Annotated in this window: 18 protein-coding genes and 2 tRNA genes; 7 read left to right on the forward strand and 13 right to left on the reverse strand. The window is 64.4% G+C overall.

What is annotated here, in order from left to right:
* Positions 1 to 160: 160 nt before the first annotated feature.
* Positions 161 to 865: a rhomboid family intramembrane serine protease gene (locus tag A5777_RS17040; RefSeq protein ID WP_064863551.1), complete on the reverse strand. Its 705-nt coding sequence runs from the start codon at positions 863 to 865 to the stop codon at positions 161 to 163.
* A 197-nt stretch (positions 866 to 1,062) separates the two neighbouring features.
* Entirely contained in the window at positions 1,063 to 1,593 is a 531-nt protein-coding gene (locus A5777_RS17050; RefSeq protein ID WP_082933721.1) for a peptidylprolyl isomerase, read from the reverse strand.
* A gap of 68 nt (positions 1,594 to 1,661) precedes the next feature.
* Between A5777_RS17050 and A5777_RS24300 the strand changes: the two genes are divergently transcribed.
* The 3 genes from A5777_RS24300 to A5777_RS17065 all read left to right on the forward strand — a co-directional run bounded on the left by A5777_RS24300 (position 1,662) and on the right by A5777_RS17065 (position 4,101).
* Positions 1,662 to 1,838 (forward strand): hypothetical protein, encoded by a 177-nt coding sequence (locus tag A5777_RS24300; RefSeq protein WP_231895104.1) that lies wholly within the window; start codon positions 1,662 to 1,664, stop codon positions 1,836 to 1,838.
* 1,097 nt (positions 1,839 to 2,935) lie between these two features.
* On the forward strand, positions 2,936 to 3,148 hold the full coding sequence (locus A5777_RS17060) for a DUF4190 domain-containing protein (protein WP_210734719.1): 213 nt from the start codon (positions 2,936 to 2,938) through the stop codon (positions 3,146 to 3,148).
* A 179-nt stretch (positions 3,149 to 3,327) separates the two neighbouring features.
* Positions 3,328 to 4,101 carry a cutinase family protein gene (locus A5777_RS17065; protein WP_197502407.1) on the forward strand — a complete coding sequence of 258 codons (774 nt, stop codon included), beginning with the start codon at positions 3,328 to 3,330 and terminating at the stop codon, positions 4,099 to 4,101.
* Here A5777_RS17065 and A5777_RS17070 read toward each other — a convergent pair whose 3' ends face one another.
* From A5777_RS17070 to dnaA, 11 genes are all read right to left on the reverse strand, one after another.
* A complete protein-coding gene (locus A5777_RS17070; protein WP_064863554.1) occupies positions 4,102 to 4,530 on the reverse strand; it encodes a DUF1622 domain-containing protein in 429 nt (142 codons plus the stop codon).
* A gap of 544 nt (positions 4,531 to 5,074) precedes the next feature.
* Positions 5,075 to 5,147, reverse strand: a tRNA-Ala gene (locus A5777_RS17075).
* Between the two features lie 63 nt (positions 5,148 to 5,210).
* Positions 5,211 to 5,284, reverse strand: a tRNA-Ile gene (locus A5777_RS17080).
* A gap of 130 nt (positions 5,285 to 5,414) precedes the next feature.
* Complete coding sequence (locus A5777_RS17085; protein WP_064863555.1) at positions 5,415 to 6,482, reverse strand: DUF3566 domain-containing protein; 1,068 nt, start codon at positions 6,480 to 6,482, stop codon at positions 5,415 to 5,417.
* Positions 6,483 to 6,624: 142 nt separating this feature from the next.
* Positions 6,625 to 9,114 carry a DNA gyrase subunit A gene (gene gyrA, locus A5777_RS17090; RefSeq protein WP_064863556.1) on the reverse strand — a complete coding sequence of 830 codons (2,490 nt, stop codon included), beginning with the start codon at positions 9,112 to 9,114 and terminating at the stop codon, positions 6,625 to 6,627.
* Positions 9,115 to 9,140: 26 nt separating this feature from the next.
* Entirely contained in the window at positions 9,141 to 11,183 is a 2,043-nt protein-coding gene (gene gyrB, locus A5777_RS17095) for a DNA topoisomerase (ATP-hydrolyzing) subunit B (protein WP_064863557.1), read from the reverse strand.
* A gap of 391 nt (positions 11,184 to 11,574) precedes the next feature.
* Positions 11,575 to 12,138 carry a DUF721 family protein gene (locus A5777_RS17100; RefSeq protein ID WP_005205889.1) on the reverse strand — a complete coding sequence of 188 codons (564 nt, stop codon included), beginning with the start codon at positions 12,136 to 12,138 and terminating at the stop codon, positions 11,575 to 11,577.
* Entirely contained in the window at positions 12,135 to 13,331 is a 1,197-nt protein-coding gene (recF, locus tag A5777_RS17105) for a DNA replication/repair protein RecF (RefSeq protein ID WP_064863558.1), read from the reverse strand. Before recF ends, A5777_RS17100 begins: the two co-directional genes overlap by 4 nt.
* A 12-nt stretch (positions 13,332 to 13,343) precedes the next feature.
* Positions 13,344 to 14,294: a phosphogluconate dehydrogenase (NAD(+)-dependent, decarboxylating) gene (gene gnd / locus A5777_RS17110; RefSeq protein ID WP_064863559.1), complete on the reverse strand. Its 951-nt coding sequence runs from the start codon at positions 14,292 to 14,294 to the stop codon at positions 13,344 to 13,346.
* Between the two features lie 75 nt (positions 14,295 to 14,369).
* Positions 14,370 to 15,536: a DNA polymerase III subunit beta gene (gene dnaN / locus A5777_RS17115; protein WP_064863560.1), complete on the reverse strand. Its 1,167-nt coding sequence runs from the start codon at positions 15,534 to 15,536 to the stop codon at positions 14,370 to 14,372.
* A 567-nt stretch (positions 15,537 to 16,103) separates the two neighbouring features.
* Positions 16,104 to 17,744: a chromosomal replication initiator protein DnaA gene (gene dnaA, locus A5777_RS17120; protein ID WP_064863561.1), complete on the reverse strand. Its 1,641-nt coding sequence runs from the start codon at positions 17,742 to 17,744 to the stop codon at positions 16,104 to 16,106.
* Between the two features lie 581 nt (positions 17,745 to 18,325).
* Between dnaA and rpmH the strand changes: the two genes are divergently transcribed.
* The 4 genes from rpmH (at position 18,326) to yidC (ending at position 20,699) form a co-directional block, all read left to right on the forward strand.
* On the forward strand, positions 18,326 to 18,469 hold the full coding sequence (gene rpmH, locus A5777_RS24305; RefSeq protein WP_082933723.1) for a 50S ribosomal protein L34: 144 nt from the start codon (positions 18,326 to 18,328) through the stop codon (positions 18,467 to 18,469).
* Positions 18,470 to 18,542: 73 nt separating this feature from the next.
* Entirely contained in the window at positions 18,543 to 18,995 is a 453-nt protein-coding gene (gene rnpA, locus A5777_RS17125; RefSeq protein ID WP_064863567.1) for a ribonuclease P protein component, read from the forward strand.
* Entirely contained in the window at positions 18,995 to 19,474 is a 480-nt protein-coding gene (gene yidD, locus A5777_RS17130; protein ID WP_064863562.1) for a membrane protein insertion efficiency factor YidD, read from the forward strand. The genes rnpA and yidD overlap by 1 nt, the downstream gene beginning before the upstream one ends.
* Before the next feature lie 7 nt (positions 19,475 to 19,481).
* Positions 19,482 to 20,699 carry a membrane protein insertase YidC gene (gene yidC / locus A5777_RS17135; protein ID WP_064863563.1) on the forward strand — a complete coding sequence of 406 codons (1,218 nt, stop codon included), beginning with the start codon at positions 19,482 to 19,484 and terminating at the stop codon, positions 20,697 to 20,699.
* Positions 20,700 to 20,875 lie beyond the last annotated feature (176 nt).

Below are 20,875 nucleotides of genomic sequence, written 5' to 3' on the forward strand. Positions count from 1 at the left end.
CGACGAGAAGCAGGCCGCCGACCAGCAGTGCTGCGGCAGCGGGTCGGGGCGTCGACCATTCACCTGTGGACAACTTGCTGACGGGTTGACTCCCGGTGTCGCCGAGACGCGCTCAGAGCAGACTCGACTTCAGAACAGCCCGCTCAGAGCAGACCCGACCTCAGAGCAGACCCGACCTCGAGCTGCCGGCGATGACGCCGAGCGCGATGGCGACGATGAGCAGCACGACCAGTGCTATCCAGCCCACGCGTGAAGCGTTGCGCTGCGTGCGCGACTCGTCGGGTAGAACCGTTGCCGGGAGATAGATGACAGCGGCCGTCGCCGCGGCGCCGAACACCAGGCCGCCGACGTGGGCGGCAAGCGAGATCCCGGGCATCGTCACCGAGAAGACCAGGTTGATCACGATGATCGTGATGACTCCGGTCGGGGAAATTCTCGCTTTGACCACGATCACGAGCATCGCGCCCATCAAGCCGTAGATCGCTCCGGATGCACCGGCACTGCGAACGTTGCCCGCCTCGAACAGCATCACCGCTGCACTGCCGCCGAAAAGCGCGATGAAGTAGACCATCAGATAGCGACTGTGACCGAGCGCGGTCTCGAGGTCGCGGCCGAGGATGTAGAGCGAGATCATGTTCAGCGCGATGTGCATCACGGTGAAGTGGAGAAAACCTGCGGTGAGAAGTCGCCAGTACTCGCCATTGGCGACGTCGGCTCTCACGAGGTCGCCGTGCTGGAAGAGAGGCGCGAGCCCGGCGTCGAACGACTTCGCCTCGATCACGCAGAGCGCGAAGATCACCACGTTGACGGCGATCAGCGCATAAGTCCCGATCGGAGTGTTGCGAGTGACCGTCGGTGTCGACATCTGTGCGGTTCCGAGGCTCGACGCCGCGCGCCGCGATCCGTCGTCGCCGCGACATTCGACGCAGTGTTGCCCGACGGCCGACGGCTCGAGGCACTCCGGACACGCCGACCGCCCGCACCTGCTGCAGGAGAGCAAGGTCGGGCGGTCGGGGTGCCGGTAGCAGACCTGCGACGCGCGCGCCGGTTGCTGCGGTGTGTTCAGTTGATCTCGATCTTCTCGATGACGACCGGGTCGAGCGGACGGTCGGAGCGGTCGGTGGACGTCGTCGCGATCGCGTCGACAACCTGCTGCGATGCGGGATCAGTCACCTCACCGAAGATGGTGTGGCGACGGTTGAGGTGCGGCGTCGGGCCGACGGTGATGAAGAACTGCGATCCGTTGGTTCCCGGTCCGGCGTTCGCCATCGCGAGGAGGTACGGACGGTCGAAGGAGAGCTCCGGGTGGAACTCGTCCTCGAAGCGGTATCCGGGGCCACCGCGGCCGGTGCCCGTCGGATCGCCGCCCTGGATCATGAAGCCCTCGATGACGCGGTGGAACACCGAGCCGTCGAAGAACGGTCCGGAGTTGCCTCCGGAAGCGTTGGGCTCGCTGTACTCCTTGCTGCCATCGGCGAGGCCGGTGAAGTTGGCAACGGTCTTGGGTGCGTGATTTCCGAACAGGTCGACAACGATGTCACCGCGGTTGGTGTGGATGGTCGCGGTCTGCGTTTCAATACTCACGCCCTCCATACAACCACCTCAGCCCCGGTAGGTGTCAGAAGTGGCATCCGCCCGCAGCGAACTGGCACGCTGTGCACATGCAGAAGAAGCAGGTGCTTGCCATCGCAGGGGGACTCGCGCTGGTATCAGCCGTAGCGGCGGCCGTCATCGTCGTACTTCGTCGGAGTCGGCAGGAGCCCCCACCGATCTCGGCAACGGTTCCTCGGATCGACGAACTGCCGCCCACGATCAGCGCTGCTCCCGACGCCGAGTAGCGAGACCGCAAGGTCACCGAGTCGACGGTCCATGCGGTCTCGGGACACCGGTGCAGGTAATTTGGACCCGTGAACTCCGACGACACCCGAGCCGACGACGCCGACAGCGAGTCGGGCGTGAACCGAGCATCGGGGTGGTCTGCTCCCCTCACGAGCGACGATGCGTCCGACAGGCCTTCGCAGCCGACGACGGGTTCCACGTCGCGACCCACACCTGCGCGGGACTCCGTATCGCCTGCTCCCGCACCGTGGGAGCGCGCAAACGGACCGTCGTCGGGCTGGTCTGTCCGCCCCGACGAACGCAGCGCCGGGCCCGCGCCTCGCGACGTCGGGCCTGGTTCGCGCAGCGTCGGGCCTGCGCAGCGGGATAACGGCTACGTCCCGCGTGACAGCGGACCTGCACCGCGGAGCGTGGATCCAGCGCGTCGCGACGGTGGTCCTGCCCCGCGCAGCACTCCCGGCGATCATTCCGGCACCGGTCCCGGCCCGCGTGGCGCCAATCCCACCTTCACCGGAAACAGACCGCCGCCCCCCGTCCCGCGACCGGGAACGGCCCGGCTCCCGCACAGGGCGGTAGGCCGCTTCCGCCGAACACCGGTCCGCGACCGGGATGGCAGGTCGGCGGCCCGCCGCAACGTCCGCCCGCGCCCGGCGCGCAGCCCGCTCCAGGAACCGGACAGACGGCGGGAAGACCGTCGGGACAGGGGTCCGTGCCACCGCAGCGGCAGGGCGCGCCGGTGCCACCGCCCCCGGGACGCAGAGGTCCGATCGGTGCGCCGGGCGGCCCTCCCCCACGCGCCGGTGATCCGAGCGGACGAGCGGGTACGACGCCGCCGACGACCGAAAGCCGTTCCAGCACAAGCGAATATGCACGAGCTGGAGAACGTGTGTTCGTTCCGCCCCAGCGCGATGTCCCTGCGAGCACTCCCTCACGCGACGCTCGGCCGGTCGGCCCGGACGAGGCATCAGCAACGCAGGCATACTCAGCCGTGAATGAACCGTCGAACCGCAAAGGCATCGGTTCCCGCGTAGAAGACCAGGAGGAGCCCGTGGCCCCGCCTCGGACTGCAGCACCGGCATCGTCGTCAACAACGACGATGAACCGTACGGCGATCTGGGCATTCGTGTTGTCGCTACTGGGCATCACGTCGCCGATCGGCATCTATCTCGGCTACCGCGCACGCGATGAGATCCGCTCGCGGCGTCAGTACGGGGCGCCGTTCGCGACCGTGGCGATCCGTCTTGGGTGGACGTGGGTTGCCGTCGCTGTCGTAGCACTTCTGGTGTACCTGTTCATCTTCGTCTTCTGACCAGGTCGTCTCCTGGCCGGTTGTCTTTCGGTCAGGTGCTGCTATTGATTCAGCGATCGGTCAATAGGTGTGCACTCCGGCCCATCCGAGCCGCCACGTTGGACGAATACCGTGAGTACTCTCGTCCACAGTCGGCTCTGATCGACGTCCGCCGGCGCACGACTCCGCAAAGGATCTCCATGCCGAAGCTCTCTCTTCCACGCTCCCGTTCCGGGCGTGACCGTCGCATCTCGCCTCAGAAAAGTGCCGCACGTCGGATAGCGCTCCTGACGGGTTCGCTCGTCGTCGCTGCCGGCGGTGTTCTCGCCGCAGCACCACATGCATCTGCGGCGTCGTGTCCGGATGTCGAGGTTGTGTTCGCTCGCGGAACGGCTGAAACCGCGCCGCCCGTCGGGCTGACGGGATTGTCGTTTGCGCAGGCGCTGAGATCGCAACTGCCGGGCAAGTCGGTAGCTGTCTACGGCGTCAACTACCCCGCAAGCAACAACTTCAACAACCGTGTGGCGTTTGTCCGCAACGTGGTCGACGGCATCACGGATGCGCAGGATCACATCAGGGCAACCGCGGCTCGGTGCCCGAAGACGGGAATCGTCCTCGGCGGCTACTCGCAGGGCGGCGCGGTCGCGGCATACGCAGCAAACAGCGGGATTGCCGTTCCCGCGCGGTACGCCGAGTACGCGTCGCAGGCTCCCAAGGCCATGCCGGCCGAGGTGGAACCGCATGTGAAGGCCGTCGTTCTGTTCGCTCCGCCGTCGGACCGGTGGATCCGCGACGTCGGAGCACCTGAGATGAACGTGGGACCGCGGTACAAGCCCAAGACCGTCACCTACTGCATCGCGGGCGACGTCGTATGCGACGGCGCTCCGGTGGGTCAGCCGAACGGGCTGCACGTGCTGTACGCCGTGAACGGCATGAACGTCCAGGCCGCGCAGTACGCGGCCGCACGGCTGTAGTCAGTCGTTGGTGGTTCGCGACGCGGCGGCCTGTGCGGCCGCGTCGCGCGCTATCTCTCTGCCGGCCAGGGAAGCACCACTGGTCAGCAGCGCACGCTTCCACGGCACGACGCCCTCGATCTCGATCTGAATCGACATCGACAGCACGGTCCGGATCAAGACGATGATTCCGAGGATCAGCGCATCCTCGATCGACGGCTTGGATGTGATCGTGCGGATCAGGTCCGCTGCCACGAGCACCTCGAGGCCAAGAAGGATCGCTGCACCCAGGGTGTTGCGCAGCGTCGAATAGGCGGTTTGGCCTCCCTCACCTCGTTTGAGAGCTCGACCGGCCAATATCAGCGACATGATGAAGCCGAGGACCATCGTCAACGCACCGATCGCCTCGAACGCCACAGCGACCCCGGAGAAGACTTCCTCGATGTGCATGTGGAGAGAGTACGCAGCAGTTCGCCGCCGCGGCGGTGCAACGACACGCGTTGTGGCGGTGTAACGGCACGCGTTGTGAGATCGCAGTTCTGGTCGGCGTGTGAGGCTCGAGTGTGCGTGCTGCGGTTCGCTTCGGTGCGAATGGCAGCGGGGGTCTTGTGTGGTTTCCGCTCGACGCTGCCACCCGGCGGCCTACGGCCCAAGGTGGCCTACGACAGTCGCGGGAATGTACAAAATTCGGGGAAGGTTCTCTCTCCGCTAGTTTCTGCGCGGCGGGCGGACTCTTCTCCGAGTTTCAGCGCCTCCGCGGGATTCTTCCCCGTGTCTCGCACCCTTCCCCTAGGAATAACTCGAGGAAAGGTACAGGACCCGCGGAAAGGTCATTTCCCCTAGTTTCTGCGCCTGGGAGGGACTCTTCCCCGAGAAACTGCGCGGGACACCGCCAAGCACCTGAAATGGCTCCGAGGGACATACGAACTTGAACTAGCCGGCGCGCGTCCAAGGGCGGGTATGGCGACCAAGATCGGCCGCGAAGTCTTGCTTGTGGAGCCTAGGAGATTCGAACTCCTGACATCTGCCTTGCAAAGGCAGCGCTCTACCAACTGAGCTAAGGCCCCGTGCCGGGCGTCGAAAACACGACCGACGGGTTGCGAAACGGGCTGACGAACAACCACTCGCAGTGGGCCTAGGAGGACTTGAACCTCCGACCTCTTCGTTATCAGCGAAGCGCTCTAACCGCCTGAGCTATAGGCCCGTGAACCGAGGATTGAGGTTACCCGACGAGGTCGTCTACAACCAAAACGGCTGGTCAAGGGTGGTCTCGACAAGCTCGACCAGCAGGGGTCAGCCCCGCCAGCGGGCGCCAACTCCACCAGCGGGGTCGCTTAGTCCAGATCCCCCAGCGTCACCTCGGCGCCGCCGACGAGGTCGGCGCACAGGTTGTAGATGTACGCGCCGATGGTGGCGATGGCGGTCAGCAGGATCGCGTTGATCGCGCCGAGCAGCACGGCATAGCCGAAGATCGTGCCTGCACCTAAGACATCGCCTTCGCTCGACGACCCGTCGGCGGTGACAAGCGTGCCGAACGAACTGTTGATCTGGTCCCAGACGCCCATGCCGTCGAGGATCAGGTACAGCACGGCGACGGCGATCATCCAGATGAAGAATCCGACGACAGCGAGCACGGCGGAGATCTTGAAGGTGGCCCACGGGTCGATCCGGCGGATCTGCACGGCGGCACGCAGCGCGGTCGCGTGACCGACCTGCGCCGGTGCCGGGCGCGGAGCCGTCGCGGTAGCCACCTCAGCGGGCTGGCGAACCTCTGCAGTGTGATGAATCTGGTCGAGGTCGGGCAGTTGCTCGTCCTCGGACGGGTCACGCACGATCGTCCGCGTAGGTGACTCGACGAAACCGGTGCGGGCACCCGCGCCGCCTCCCACAGGAGTCGACGACGTAGCCGGGCGAGACGGACTGTCCGTGCGGGCGGGACTGTCGAGCTTGGTGACCGGTGCCTGTCCCCCGGCCGGTTCGGTCGTCACCATGCCGCGCGGCGGCGGGCCGCCCTTTCCACTCAGCGGCGGGCCGCCTTTTCCACTCGGCGGCGGGCCGCCCTGTGCGTTTGGCGGCAGGCCCCCATTTGGTGGCGGGCCGGCTTTCCCGTTCTGCTGCGGGCCTCCCTGCGAAGCCGGACCGTTCTGGCCGTTGGGTGCCTGCGGCGGCACGCCACCGCGCTGCCACGGCGGCACCAGTCCACCCTGCTTGGGAGCTCCGACCGGGCCCTGGTTCTTCGGCGGCATCGAGGGATGGGTGACCGCGTCTGACCCGGAGTTCTGAGCACCCGAAGGACCCGGACCGGACGACCGCGCCGGACCTCCGGGATTACCGGAGTCGGTGGGGCCCGAAGGCCGGCCGGTCGTCGACTTCGTGTCGTCCGGGTCGTTCGGTGTGCTCACTCGTGTTCCCTCACTCCATAACGCGTGCTATCCCAGCCACAACGACGCGGGCCGGCGTTGCACACCACACTAACGGTTGAACCGCTCCCCCTGGCTGAAGCGACCGCCGTGGGGTCGACACTGGCGCGCCGAACCCGCAGGGCTACTCGGCAGCGGCCTCGACGTCGGGCTCGTCAGCGTTGCGTGCGATGGCGATCAGGGTTGTCCCCTCATCGAGGTTCATCAGACGGACACCCTTTGTCTGACGTCCTGCCTTGCGCACCTGCTTGGCGGCCGTACGGATGACACCGCCACCCGAGGTGATCGCGTAGAGCTCCGAATCGTCGTCGACGATGATCGCGCCGATCAGTACGCCGCGCCTGCGGTCGTGCTGAATGGTCAGCACTCCCTTGCCGCCGCGGCCCTGCACCGGGTAGTCGTCCATCGGAGTGCGCTTGGCGTAGCCGCCCGACGTCGCGACCAGGAGGTAGGTGCCCTCACGCACGACGTTGAGCGAGAGCAGCTCGTCGTCGCCATTGAAACGCATGCCCTGAACGCCAGAGGTCTGGCGTCCCATCGGCCGCAGGGTCTCGTCGTCGGCATGGAACCGGATCGACTGACCCTTCTGCGAGACGAGCAGCAGGTCGTCGTCGGAGCTGCAGAGCTGTGCGCCGACGAGTTCGTCTTCGCCGCGGAGGTTGATGGCCGCGATACCGCCAGAGCGGTTGGAGTCGAAATCTTCGAGCTTGGACTTCTTCACCAGACCATTACGGGTGGCGAGCACCAGATACGGCGCATCCTGATACGTCTTGAGCTGGATGACCTGAGCGATCCGCTCCTCCGGCTGGAATGCCAGCAGGTTGGCGACGTGCTGGCCGCGCGCGGTGCGGTTGGCCTCGGGAAGCTCGTACGCCTTGGCGCGGTAGACCCGACCCTTGGTGGTGAAGAACAGGATCCAGTCGTGGGTCGAGCTCACGAAGAAGTGCTTGACGATGTCGTCCTGCTTGAGGCCTGCACCCTGCACACCCTTGCCGCCACGTCGCTGACTGCGGTACAGGTCGGTCTTCGTGCGCTTGGCATATCCGGTCTCGGTGATGGTGACGACGACGTCTTCGCGCGCGATGAGATCCTCGTCGGCGACGTCTCCGTCTGCGGCGATGATCTTTGTTCGACGCTCGTCGCCGAACTTCTCGACGACGACCTTGAGCTCGTCCCGCACGATGGCGCGCTGACGCTCGGGCTTGGCGAGGATGTCCTTGAGGTCGGCGATCTCGAGTTCGATCTCAGCCAACTCGTCGATGATCTTCTGACGCTCGAGTGCCGACAGACGACGCAACTGCATCGCGAGAATCGCGTCGGCCTGGATCTCGTCGATGTCGAGGAGGCCGATGAGGCCCTGTCGCGCGGCGTCGGTGTTGGCCGACGCACGGATCAGTGCGATCACTTCGTCAAGTGCGTCAAGGGCTTTCACGAGACCGCGCAGAATGTGCGCGCGCTCTTCTGCCTTGCGCAACCTGTACCGCGTACGACGCACGATGACATCGATCTGGTGCGCGACGTAGTACCGGATCATCTGGTCAAGACGCAGGGTGCGCGGCACGCCGTCCACGATCGACAGCATGTTGGCGCCGAAACTGGTCTGCAACTGGCTGTGCTTGTAGAGGTTGTTCAGCACGACCTTGGCGACGGCGTCGCGACGCAGGGTGACGACGATGCGCATGCCGTCGCGGTCGGAGGACTGATCCTCGATTCGACTGATGCCCTTTAGTTTTCCCTCGTTGACCTGTTCGGCGATCGACGCGATCAGGTTGTCGGGGTTGACCTGGTACGGCAGTTCGGTCACGACAAGGGTGGTGGTGCCCTTGTTCTCCTCGATGTCGACGACGCTTCGCATACGGATGCTGCCGCGGCCCGTCGTATAGGCATCACGGATGCCCTGGCTGCCGACAATCAGTGCGGCCGTGGGGAAGTCAGGTCCCTTGATGGCTTCCATACATGCCGCGAGCATGGTTTCCTCGTCGGCCTCGGGATTCTCCAGCGCCCAAAAGACCGCGTCGGCAACCTCGTTGAGGTTGTGCGGCGGGATGTTGGTGGCCATACCGACCGCGATGCCGCCCGACCCGTTGATCAACAGGTTGGGGATACGTGCGGGCAGAACCGTCGGCTCGTTGGTCTTGCCGTCGTAGTTGGGCGTGAAATCGACTGTCTCCTCGTCGATGTCACGCAACATCTCCATCGCGAGGGGCGTGAGGCGCGCCTCGGTGTAACGCATGGCGGCCGCGCCGTCGTTGCCGCGCGAACCGAAGTTGCCCTGACCGTCGATCAGCGGGTAGCGCATCGACCACGGCTGCGCGAGGCGGACCAGCGCGTCGTAGATCGCGCTGTCGCCGTGGGGATGGTAGTTACCCATCGTCTCGGCAACGGGTTTCGCAGATTTCACGTAGCCGCGGTCGGGACGGAACCCGGCGTCGTAGGACGCGTAGAGAAGTCGACGGTGGACGGGCTTCAGTCCGTCGCGCACCTCGGGTAGCGCGCGACCGACGATGACGCTCATCGCGTAGTCGATGTAGCTGTTCTGCATCTCCTGGCCGAGATCGACCGGTTCGATGCGATCGCCCGTACCCCCGTTTGGCGGGAGTGTGGTGTCAGTCATCAGTATCCTTTTCGATTCGTGAGAGATCAGACGTCAAGGAAGCGAACGTCTTTCGCGTTGCGGGCGATGAAGCTGCGGCGCGCGGCCACATCCTCGCCCATCAACACGGAGAAGAGTTCGTCAGCCGCGGCGGCGTCGTCGAGGGTCACCTGGCGCAGCACGCGAACGGCGGGATCCATTGTGGTTTCCCAGAGTTCCTTCGCGTTCATCTCGCCGAGGCCCTTGTAGCGCTGGATGCCGTCGTCGGTGTTGATCTTCCAGCCCGCGGCCCGACCGGCCTCGAGCAGTCCGTCGCGTTCACGGTCTGAGTAAGCGAATTCGGGTTCGCGCTTCTGCCACTTGAGCTTGTAGAGCGGCGGCTGTGCGAGGTAGACGTGACCGTTCTCGATCAGCGGCTTCATGAAGCGGAACAGCAACGTCAGCAGCAGCGTCGAAATGTGTTGGCCGTCAACGTCGGCGTCGGCCATCAGCACGATCTTGTGATAGCGCAGCTTGGCGAGGTCGAACTCATCGTGGATGCCGGTGCCGAACGCGGTGATGATCGACTGGACCTCGGTGTTCTTGAGGACGCGGTCGATGCGGGCCTTCTCGACGTTGATGATCTTGCCGCGGATCGGCAGGATCGCCTGGTACATCGAGTCGCGGCCGGATTTGGCCGAGCCACCGGCTGAGTCGCCCTCCACGATGTAGACCTCACACTTGGTGGGGTCGTTGCTGCGGCAATCGGCAAGCTTGCCAGGCAGACCACCGATATCCGTTGCGGTCTTGCGGCGCACCAACTCTCGCGCCTTGCGGGCGGCAAGGCGTGCCTGCGCGGAGTCGACGGCCTTCTTGACGATGATCTTGGCTTCGGCGGGGTTGGCCTCGAACCAGTGACCGAGGTGCTCGTTGCACGTCTTCTGCACAAAGCTCTTGACCTCGGTGTTGCCGAGCTTGGTCTTGGTCTGACCCTCGAACTGTGGGTCGGCGACCTTGACGGAGATGACAGCTGCCAAACCCTCACGGATGTCGTCGCCGCTGAGTTTGCCGTCCTTCTCCTTGAGCAGCTTCTTGTCGAGCGCGTACTTGTTGACCGTCGAGGTCAGCGCCGCGCGGAAGCCCTCTTCGTGCGTACCGCCCTCGTGGGTGTTGATCGTGTTCGCGAAGGTGTGCACCGACTCGGAGTATCCCGAGTTCCACTGCATCGCGATCTCGACCTCGTGACCGGTGCCCTTGGCGGTGAAACCGATGACCGACTGGTGGATCGGCGTCTTGGTGCGGTTGAGGTGCTTGATGTAGTCGATCAGGCCATCGGGGTAGTGATACGTGCGGGTCCGCGGCTTCGTGACGGTGGGAGCCACCGCCTCTTCCTCGGCGGTCTTGGGCTTCTCAGCGGTGTCTTCGTCACCTTCGACGACGGCGTCGGCCGCGGCGGTCTGCGGTCGCCGGTCGGTCAGCGTGATGGTGAGGCCCTTGTTGAGGAAGGCCATCTCCTGCAGACGACGCGCAACGGTCTCGGCGCTGTAAGTGGTGGTTTCGAAGATCTCCGGATCGGCCCAGAACCGGACAGTCGTACCCGTCTTGCGCGTCGCCGCACCCTGGACCAGCGGCCCGGGCTTGGCGTAGTTGTACGTCTGCTCCCAGTGGTGACCGCCGTAGTTGATCTCCAACTCGACCTTGGTCGACAGCGCATTCACGACGGAGATACCCACGCCGTGCAGACCACCGGACACGGCATACGCGTCGGAGTCGAACTTGCCGCCTGCATGCAGCTGCGTCATGACGACCTCGACGGTGGGTACGCCGGTCGCATGCATGCTGGTCGGGATACCGCGACCGTCGTCGACGACCTCGACGCCGCCGTCCTCGAGCAACGTCACGTCGACCTTGCTGGCGTAGCCGGCCATGGCCTCGTCGACGGAGTTGTCGACGACCTCCCAGATCAGGTGGTGCAGGCCCCGCTCACCGGTCGAGCCGATGTACATACCTGGTCTTTTACGGACTGCTTCGAGTCCTTCGAGGATGCTGATCGACTCGGCACCGTACTCACCTGGCTTCTTACGGCTCTTCTTGTCATTCGTGTCGGCCACGGGGTGCGTCCGCTCCTCTTCTGCTCTCGACTGCGCTGGTGTGTGTACGCGCTGTCTCGTTCACGGCTGGACTCCAGTCGTGTCATGCTGGGCAGGGTGACGTGACCAGCGCCGACCACGGACACACGACGAGATGCCGGGCCTTCGCCCGCTCGCGTATGTGACCGCCGGTCACGGCTGCTTATCTCCCCTGCCGGGACAAGTGTCTCCAGTGTACTGCCTCATTCGCTCAGGAAGCACCATCCGGGGCCGCTAACGCGCGCTCAGAACGATTTTCTGCACAAGAAGCGCGATCGGCGGTGGTCTTGGGATAAAAGTCGGCTCAGAGCCGCGTCGGACGAGGTTTGTCGGTGTCGGCGTGTATGTCGCCTCTCGCCCGGCTTCGTCTGGCTCAGCCGTAGGTGTCGCGAGGACCCCGCCCGGGCACGTTGCGTTTGCCCTTTTGCCACGACGGCGCCTTGGGGCCCGTGATCCGTAACGACGTCACTATGTCGTCGCCGATGGCCGCGGCGATCTTCGCCAGGATCTGGCGCTGCACATACCGCAGCTGCGTCGCCCACGCCGTCGACTCGGCCTGTACGTGAAGTACCTTGTCCTGCAACGCTTCTGGCTTGGCATGCGCGGCGATGTCCGGTCCGACGATTTGCAGCCACTGCCCGAACAACGTGCCCTCGGCGATCTGAGGCTCCCACCCGCGGTCGCGCGCCAGGCCGCCGACGAGCCTGGAGAAGGGCTGCGGATCCCGCGAATCCGGGCCGGCGCCCGACCAGCGTCGACGACTCGACGACCCGCGCGGACGTCGAATCGGCGACGCCCGGCCATGACCCACCGACTTGCCCGCAGCACGCGCCGACGCCCGTGCCTCCTCCAAGGCGCGGCGTGCCCGCTCATACCCGCTCGACGCGTCGCCACCAGGCGACTCGGTGCCTGGCTGCTCTTCGGGGGTGTCGCTCATGAGTCCATGCTCTCAGTTGCCTCGGACATCAGTTCGGAATGCCGCGTGCCGTCGGCCTCGTCGACAACGTTGACTCCGATACGTCTGCCGCCGACACCTTCGGGGATGTCCTCGGCGACAGCAGCGGTGATCAGCAGCTGTTCGGCACCGGCGGTGAACTCCACCAGTTTGCGACGTCGCGCGGCGTCGAGTTCAGCGAAGACGTCGTCGAGCATGATGACGGGTTCGATCCCCTCACTGCGCACGAGCTCGACCGACCCGAGTCGCAACGCCAACGCGAGCGACCACGATTCTCCGTGCGAAGCGAAACCCTTGGCCACCTCGGACCCGAGAACGATGTCGATGTCGTCGCGGTGCGGACCGACAAGACTGACGCCGCGCTCGATCTCCTTGGTGCGCGTCTGCCCAAGCCGCTCGAGTAGTTGTGTCGCGATTATTTCCGAATCTGGTTCGACGTCGCGCGCAGGCACCAGCTCCGGCCCCGCCGACGCGCGGTAGCTCAACGAGGCAGGACGAGAATGCGGAGCGATCGACGAGTACGACGCGACGAAGTGTGGTTCGAGATCACGCAGTACCTCGATCCGCGCAGCGGTCACCTGGCCACCGAGATCGGCGAGCTGAGCATCCCACACGTCGAGGGTGCTGATCACCGAGTCGGCGTCGGAGCCCCCTCGACGCAGCGCCGCGCCCGCAGTCTTGAGCAGCGCAGACCGTTGCCGCAGCACCCGGTCGTAGTCGGAACGTGCTGCAGCCCAACGGGGTCCGCGCTGGGCGACGAGCTCGTCGATGAAGCGTCGACGATCGCTCGGATCGCCGCGGATCAGTAGTAGGTCTTCCGGGGCGAACAGCACCGCACGCAGTACACCGAGGATTTCGCGTGGGCGTCGACACGGAGATCCGTTGAGCCAGGCCTTATTTGACCCCTCGGCAGCAATCTGCAGGCTGACCGCGAGTTCACGACCAGCGTTCTCGACGGTCGCTCCGACCGACGCTGACGTCGCCCCGGATCGGACCAGCGGCGCGTCAGAGCTCACCCGATGTGACCGAAGTGTCGCGATGTAGAAGAGCGCTTCGAGCAGGTTGGTCTTTCCAAAACCGTTGCGGCCGGTGAAGATCGTCGGTTCGGGGCGAAGGGTGAGGTCGGCCAACGGCCACGATCGGTAGTCGCGCAGGTGTAGTTCACGAACAAACACGGGACGTCGAGATCAGTTGGGCGGAGCGGTATTCGACGGATTCTGAACCGGCGTTCCGGTCTCGCCGACGTTCTTGCCCGCGGTGTTCTGCATGGAGTGTCCGCCGAACTGGTTACGCAGCGCCGACACTGCCTTGAGCGCGGGCGAACCGCCCTTCTCCCGCGACGCAAAGCGTGCGAACAACGCCGCCGAGATGACATTGGCAGGCACCGCGTGGCGAATCGCTTCCTCGACGGTCCATCGACCTTCACCGGAATCCGGTGTGTAGTCGGAGATTTCGGTGAGGCCCGGATCTTCCTGCAGGGCGCGAACCAAAAGGTCGAGGAGCCACGACCGGATCACCGTGCCCTGTGTCCAGGCTTGCATCGTGCCTTCGACATCGACGATGAGCGGCTCGGCGTTGAGTAGAGCGTAACCCTCGCCGTAGGCATGCATCAGGCCGTACTCGATGCCGTTGTGCACCATCTTGGCGTAGTGGCCTGCGCCGACGGGTCCGGCGTGAACGAATCCGTCGGCTCGCTCACCCGGCGGGCGGAGTGCATCGAAGATCGGCATGAGCCGCTCGACGTCGGCGTCGGATCCGCCGACCATCAAGCCGTATCCGTTTTCCAAGCCCCACACACCGCCGGAAACACCGCAGTCCAGGTAACCGATTCCCTTGTCGCCCAAGGTTTTTGCGTGAGGCTCATCGTCGGTGTACCGCGAGTTACCGCCATCGACGACGACGTCGCCCGAATCCAGCAGGCCTGCGAGTTCTGCGACGCACTGCTGGGTGGGTTCGCCGGAGGGCACCATGATCCACACCGCGCGAGGTGCGTCGAGCGCGGCCACCATATCGGCCATCGACGCGACGTCGGAGACCTCCGGGCGCGGGTCGTATCCGACGACCTCATGGCCACCGCGCTCGATACGGGTGCGCATGTTGGCACCCATCTTGCCGAGGCCGATCAGCCCGAGCTGCATGGCTTCCCCTTCGCGTGTGCGTGAAAGATCAGTGCTGCCTTGATGTTTCGTTACTCGGCCTCAGCGCATGAGCCGCTATCCGGGCAGGCGAACCGGCATCAGCAGGTAGGTGAAAACGCTGTCGGGTGCGACGAACGCTCCGGATTCGTCGGCGATGGGTTCGTCGCCGGTCGACGGGCGCAGTACCGCGGGACGACTCGGCGTCGTGAATCCGAAGTCGACGACTGCGACGCCGATCGCGGAGAGTCCGTCCTGCAGATACGTCGGGTTGAACGCGATGGTCAGCGGCTCGCCGTAGAACTGCACGGGCAGCTCTTCTTCGGCGCGGCCTGCTTCGTCGCCGCCTGCCGTGAGCAGTACGGATCCGTCGCGGAATTCCATGCGCACCTGTGCACCGCGTTCAGCGACCAGCGCCACACGCTTGATCGCCTCGATGAGAGGTGCACTCTCGATGGTCGCGATGGCGGTGTGGCTCGCGGGCAACAGCTGGCGGAACTTCGGGAACTCGGCGTCGAGGAGACGGGTCGTCGTCTGCTTGGTCTCGCCGACGATGCCCAGGATCCCCTCGCCACCGAGTGCTGAACCGCTGCCAAATGCCAGCTTCACGTCGCCGGAGTCGGAACTCGCGGTCCGCGCGCTTTCGGACAACGTCTTCGCCGGCACGAGGACCGCACCCGAAGCACCGGAATCGGCTGGCTCCCACTCCAATTCGCGTACCGCGAGGCGGAAGCGATCGGTGGCCGCCAGGACGACGGTCTTGCCGTCGATCTCGACGCGCACGCCGGTGAGCATCGGGAGTGTGTCATCGCGGCCGGCGGCGACGGCGACCTGGGAGATGGCCTCGGCAAACACCTGCGCCGGGATCAGTCCGGTGACGGCCGGGACGTCAGGAAGCTGTGGGTAGTCCTCGACGGGCATGGTCGGCAGCGAGAACTTCGCGCTGCCGCAGGTGATGGCGACGCGGGATCCGTCGAGCGAGACGTCGACCGGCTTGTTCGGAAGAGCTTTGGTGATATCGGCCAGCAGACGCCCGGACACCAGCACCTGCCCCGGTTCTGCGACTTCGGCGCCGATCTGCTGCTGTGCCGAGACCTCGTAGTCGAAGCCGGAGACGGTCAGCCCAGCGTCGTCGGCCAGGAGGACCACACAACCGAGCACGGGAACGGGCGGGCGAGACGGCAAACTGCGCGCTACCCAGGCGACGGCATCGGCGAACTCGTCACGCGCGACACGGAACTTCATGCTCGGTGGTTGCCCTTCTCTCGGTATTCGCCAGGAGTTCCCACTCTAGAGCGCGATCGCGTGACGGGGAGTCGTTGGGGTCAAGTCGCCACGCCGCGCCGAGCGTTTGTGCGAGGCAGATCCAGACGAGTCGACGCCGCGGCTCGAGCGAGGTGTGCACAACGGCTTCTTAAAAGAAGTTCTTTTAAGAGAGGGATCCATAACAGTCATAGGCACTGTGCAAACTGTGGACAACACGACGGATCCCATGTCAGAGCACCGACAGGGTTGTGGATCGAACGTGTACGGATCCTGGGTGGGTCGGTCGAGTTGTGCACATGACGAATTCTGTTCGAGCATCGTCCACGTTCTGTACACATCAAGACCTCTCTTACTCACAGTCGATCCACAGCCTTTCCGAGACCCTGGAACGGTGGACGGCGACGTCGAGATGACATGAAAATCCACCCGATCAGATCGTCGGAGACCCTTGGGTTGGGGTTGAGACTTGTGGTTTGGGCCTGGAGATGACAAGTCCCTCCGCGCCGTGTTGGAGCGAAGGGACTCGAGGGGTTCAGAAGGATCCGGTCAGCCGACAGCGCGCTGTTTGATGCGCGCGGTGAGCTCCTGGACGTGGTCGTAGACCTTGCGACGCTCGGCCATCTCCTTGCGGATCTTGCGTTCGGCGTACATGACCGTGGTGTGGTCACGGTCGAAGGTTTCGCCGATCTTCGGCAGCGAGAGGTCGGTGAGCTCTCGGCACAGGTACATGGAGATCTGACGCGCCTGCGCGATTGCCCTGGTCTTGCCGGGCCCCCGGAGTTCGTCGACCGAGATGTCGAAGTACTCCGCGGTGATCGCGAGGATCGACGCCGCGCTGACCTCCAGGGTGCCGGAGTTGGGTAGCAGCGCTTGAAGGACAACCTCTGCGAGCGACTTGTCGAGGTCGGTGTTGTTCAGGGAGGCGAACGCGGTGACGCGGATCAATGCACCCTCGAGCTCGCGGATGTTGCGCTCGATCTTCGACGCGATCAGTTCGAGGACGTCGTCGGGAACAGCGATGCTGTCCATCTGCGCCTTCTTGCGCAGGATGGCGATGCGCGTCTCGAGGTCGGGTGGCTGAACGTCGGTGATCAGTCCCCACTCGAATCGCGTGCGGAGCCGATCTTCAAGTGTCGCAAGCTGTTTCGGCGGTCGGTCGGAGGAGATGACGATCTGCTTGCTCGAATTGTGCAGCGTGTTGAAGGTGTGGAAGAACTCTTCCTGGATACCTTCTTTGCCGATGAGGAACTGGATGTCGTCGACGAGCAGTACGTCGACGTCGCGGTAGCGGCGCTTGAACGCGACTCGACGGTCATCACGCAGCGAGTTGATGAAGTCGTTGGTGAATTCCTCGGTGGAGACGTACTTGACGCGCATTCCCGGGAACAGCCGTTGGGCGTAGTGGCCGGCGGCGTGGAGCAGGTGCGTCTTGCCGAGTCCCGACTCACCCCAGATGAACAGCGGGTTGTACGCGCGCGCCGGGGCTTCGGCCACGGCAACGGCCGACGCGTGCGCGAAGCGATTCGACGCTCCGATCACGAAGGTGTCGAAGGTGTACTTGGGGTTGAGATTGGCGCCAGAGGGTGTGGGTGCCGCGGTCGGGCGTTCTGCGAAGTACGACGGCCAGTTGGTCGGAGCACCTCGCGAATCCGACGCTGCTCCGTTGGTAGCGGGCGTCGACAGTTGAGGGGACTGCTGTGCGCCGAATGAGTCGGTGCTCAGGGAGTCGGAGGTTGCATGGTCTGTGGGGGCAGGCTGGCGGAGCGGGAATTGGCCGTTGCCGAAGTCGCTCACGTCGACGCCCGATGTGGAGATAGGTGCTTGGCCGATTCCCCCGGCAGGTGCCGATGAGCGGGGAACCCCGACCTGGGATGGCTGCTCGGCGGGGGTGTCTGTGCTCGGCGGGGGTGTCGCGATCCGCACCCCGAGGTCGACGGGTTGCCCGAGGTGACGTGAGAGTGCGCTGCGGATGGTGTCGCGAAGCGTGCGCTCGATCTGTTCTTGGACCAGCGGCGTCGGGACGGTGAGCAGTGCGAATCCCTCGGCGAGGGTGAGTGGCTGCACGAGCGAGAGCCAGGCTTTTTGCTGCCGGGTGAGAAGTTCGTGGTCTCCGCCGGCGGAATCGTCGTTGAGCTCTGCGACGACCTGTTGCCAGACCTCGCCGAACGAGTCGCGATCAGAAGTCACGGTCAGGCCTTCCCACCCCGAGAAAATTACCAGCATCAGTCATCGGGGACCCACGATGCCGGTTCGGGAGCCGACTTGTCCACACACTTATCCACAGCTGTGTACAACCAAGTCGGGATGGGTCCGACGCCGCGATCGCGTCGTGGAGATGTGAGTGGCGTATCGGTCGCCGTCACTGGGGAACGACGCTAACAGAACCACCACGAAGCCGACAACGTAAGGCTCGAATTGACTCGGGCAGATCACAAATAGTGCGTCCCGGACGGCGTCGAGGATGGCGCGTACGCAGGCCGTGGGCAGGTATGGCACTCGTCATCGCTGGTCACGACGTTGGTGTGGATCCGCTCGTTTGATTTGAGTACACCGGGTCCAGTAGTCTCGACTGGTCATCCAGGTGTGCGGATTTGCGTGGTGGCGTTCTTGTTTTTCGAAGGCTGGACCGCGTGCGGTTCGTTCGGCGGAAACGGGGTCACCCAACCGGCACGAGTCCGGCACCGCTGCCTGGATAAGCAGACCACTCAGGAGATCGTGGGTGCGCGCGTAGTTGGCGTGCTCACGTACGAACACAAGGAGTACCAGCCGTGGCCAAGGGCAAGCGGACTTTCCAGCCGAACAACCGTCGTCGTGCACGCGTGCATGGTTTCCGGTTGCGTATGCGTACCCGCGCGGGTCGTGCAATCGTCAACACCCGTCGCAGCAAGGGCCGCGCAAAGCTCTCGGCCTGATCTGCACAACACCGCGAGTCCCGGCGGCGGCAACGCCCGTCGTCGGAACGCTCCGGTGGCGATTGGGTCGGTGATGGCGTCAATCCATCGGATCTCCACACGATCCGACTTCTCCCGCACGCTCAAGAAGGGCGTGCGGGTATCGTCGCGTGATCTGCTGTTGACGGTGTCCATCTTGCCGACGCGCTGGCCCGACGAGACGGGTCGTCGAATCGATGTCGCGACGTCGGGCGGACCCTGGCTCGGGTTGATCGTCAGTAAGTCGGTCGGCAATGCCGTGACCCGCCATCTCGTGGCGCGCCGGATCAGGGCAGCGTTCGCGGAAGTCATGGACGAGTGTCCGACCACCGACACCTCTGTCGTCGTGCGTGCTCTCCCCAGTGCTGCGGAGGTGTCGAGCGTCGAGTTGGCCGCCCAACTTCGCAAAGCGTTGCGTCACGCCAAAGTTCGACGACTCGCAGCCGAGCTGCTCGACTCTCCCTGTCCGAGCGGGTCATCGACTGTATCTCCCGGCAGGATTTTGTGATGTCAGCGTCGTCGATCCAGGCATTCATCCGGTTCTGCCATCTGCTGCCACGTCGAGTGGTGATCTTCTTGATCGAGTTGTACCGCACCTGGGTGTCGCCGCTGCGTTTGCCAACCTGTCGTTTCGAACCGACTTGCTCGGGCTACGCGGTTGAGGCACTGACACGCCACGGCTTCTTCTACGGCGGTGCACTGTCGGTGATCCGATTGCTCAAATGCGGTCCGTGGCACAAGCCCGGCTACGACCCGGTGCCCGAGGAATCGTTCCGGTGGCCGTGGATGCCGCAGCCGGATCAGGATTCCGACGACCGGCCTCTCGACGATCAGCGTCTCGACGATCAGGGTCTCGACGACCAGCAAGACCAAGAGTTTCCATCGACGCACAACGGATCCGCTGATGGCGGGCCGACGGTGCGCGGACGTGTAATCACGGAGGACACCACGATCAGCGTGGGTGTCTCCGCGAAGAGTGAGGGGTAACTGTCCCGTGCTGAACTTCATCTATTGGCCGGTCTCCTGGATCATGTGGGTCTGGCACTGGGTGTTCGACCACATCACACCGAACACCCCGGGCGGCAATGGCATCGCCTGGGCGCTGTCGGTGATCTTCCTCGTCTTCACGCTGCGCGCGATCCTCTACAAGCCCTTCGTGAAGCAGATCCGCACCACGAAGAAGATGCAGGAGATCAACCCGCAGCTTCAGGCGATCCGGAAGAAGTACGCCAAGGATCGGGTCAAGATGACCGAGGAGATGCAGAAGCTGCAGAAAGAGCACGGGTTCAATCCCCTGCTCGGCTGCCTGCCCATGTTGCTGCAGATCCCCGTGTTCATCGGTCTGTTTCACGTGCTGCGATCGTTCAACCGTATGGCGACCGGCATGGGTCAGTTGCATATGACCGCAGCAGAGACGCGCAGCCACGGTAACTATGCGTTCAATGAGGAGCAGGTCCGAAACTTCCTCGACGCGCGCCTCTTCGGTGTGCCGCTTTCGTCGTACATCACGGAGCCTGTCTCCGAGTTCCAGGCGTTCGTGGAGCCGGGTCACCCGATCGACTTCACACGTCTGAACATCGCGATCGTCGTCATCCCGATGATGATCATCGCGTCGATCGCCACGCACATGAACTCGCGCGCATCGGTCGCGCGTCAACCCGAGGCCGCACTCGAGAATCCGCAGACCCGCATGATGAACATGCTGGCGCTGTACGTCTTCCCGCTCGGCATCCTCGTCACCGGTCCGTTCTTCCCCGTCGCGATCCTCCTGTACTGGATGAGTAACAATATCTGGACGTACGGGCAGCAGCACATCGTGTTCGGTCGTATCGAGAAGGAAGAAGAGGCGGCGCGCCAAGCGAAGCAGGAAAAGCTCAAGGCGAACGCCCCCAAGCCCGGTGCGCGGCCCGATCGGCTGAAGAAGGGCAAGAACTCGGGGTCGCCTTCCCCGTCGCTCAGTAAGTCGGACTCTGATGGTGCTGATTCGTCGGCTGAGTCGGCCGAGGATCTCGACGTCGACGCCACACTCGACAGCGGATCCGACGACGGCTCGTCGTCGACGCAGCACGTCGTCGGAAGCAAACCGAAGCCCGGCGCCAAACCCGCGGGAGCAGCGTCGTCGAAGAGTTCTGGCAACTCGGGGTCGGGTCCGAAGAAACAGGGATCATCCAACCAGCGCAACAAGAGGGGTGGGAAGAAGGGTCGACGATGATCGGCCGCCGATCCGGATAGCGGTGTTGCGAGGCGTACATGACGTCCGCGCAGAAACACAGCCCGGAGCCCGTGCGGCACGACTCTTCGAAAGCCTCTCCCCACCCCCAACACAGACATCACCGATGAACACACAGCGAGGTGCAACTGATATGACAGCCGAGACTGCAACACACG

Source organism: Gordonia sp. 852002-10350_SCH5691597 (genome assembly GCF_001665715.1).
Classification (GTDB): domain Bacteria; phylum Actinomycetota; class Actinomycetes; order Mycobacteriales; family Mycobacteriaceae; genus Gordonia; species Gordonia sputi.

Excerpts from the sequence above, each read along its gene's own strand:
- A5777_RS17040 (WP_064863551.1), bottom strand. The coding sequence starts at position 865 with ATGTCGACACCGACGGTCACTCGCAACACTCCGATCGGGACTTATGCG.
- A5777_RS17050 (WP_082933721.1), bottom strand. The coding sequence starts at position 1,593 with ATGGAGGGCGTGAGTATTGAAACGCAGACCGCGACCATCCACACCAAC.
- A5777_RS24300 (WP_231895104.1), top strand. The coding sequence starts at position 1,662 with ATGCAGAAGAAGCAGGTGCTTGCCATCGCAGGGGGACTCGCGCTGGTA.
- A5777_RS17060 (WP_210734719.1), top strand. The coding sequence starts at position 2,936 with ATGAACCGTACGGCGATCTGGGCATTCGTGTTGTCGCTACTGGGCATC.
- A5777_RS17065 (WP_197502407.1), top strand. The coding sequence starts at position 3,328 with ATGCCGAAGCTCTCTCTTCCACGCTCCCGTTCCGGGCGTGACCGTCGC.
- A5777_RS17070 (WP_064863554.1), bottom strand. The coding sequence starts at position 4,530 with ATGCACATCGAGGAAGTCTTCTCCGGGGTCGCTGTGGCGTTCGAGGCG.
- gyrA (WP_064863556.1), bottom strand. The coding sequence starts at position 9,114 with ATGACTGACACCACACTCCCGCCAAACGGGGGTACGGGCGATCGCATC.
- A5777_RS17100 (WP_005205889.1), bottom strand. The coding sequence starts at position 12,138 with ATGAGCGACACCCCCGAAGAGCAGCCAGGCACCGAGTCGCCTGGTGGC.
- gnd (WP_064863559.1), bottom strand. The coding sequence starts at position 14,294 with ATGCAGCTCGGGCTGATCGGCCTCGGCAAGATGGGTGCCAACATGCGC.
- dnaN (WP_064863560.1), bottom strand. The coding sequence starts at position 15,536 with ATGAAGTTCCGTGTCGCGCGTGACGAGTTCGCCGATGCCGTCGCCTGG.
- rnpA (WP_064863567.1), top strand. The coding sequence starts at position 18,543 with ATGGCGTCAATCCATCGGATCTCCACACGATCCGACTTCTCCCGCACG.
- yidD (WP_064863562.1), top strand. The coding sequence starts at position 18,995 with ATGTCAGCGTCGTCGATCCAGGCATTCATCCGGTTCTGCCATCTGCTG.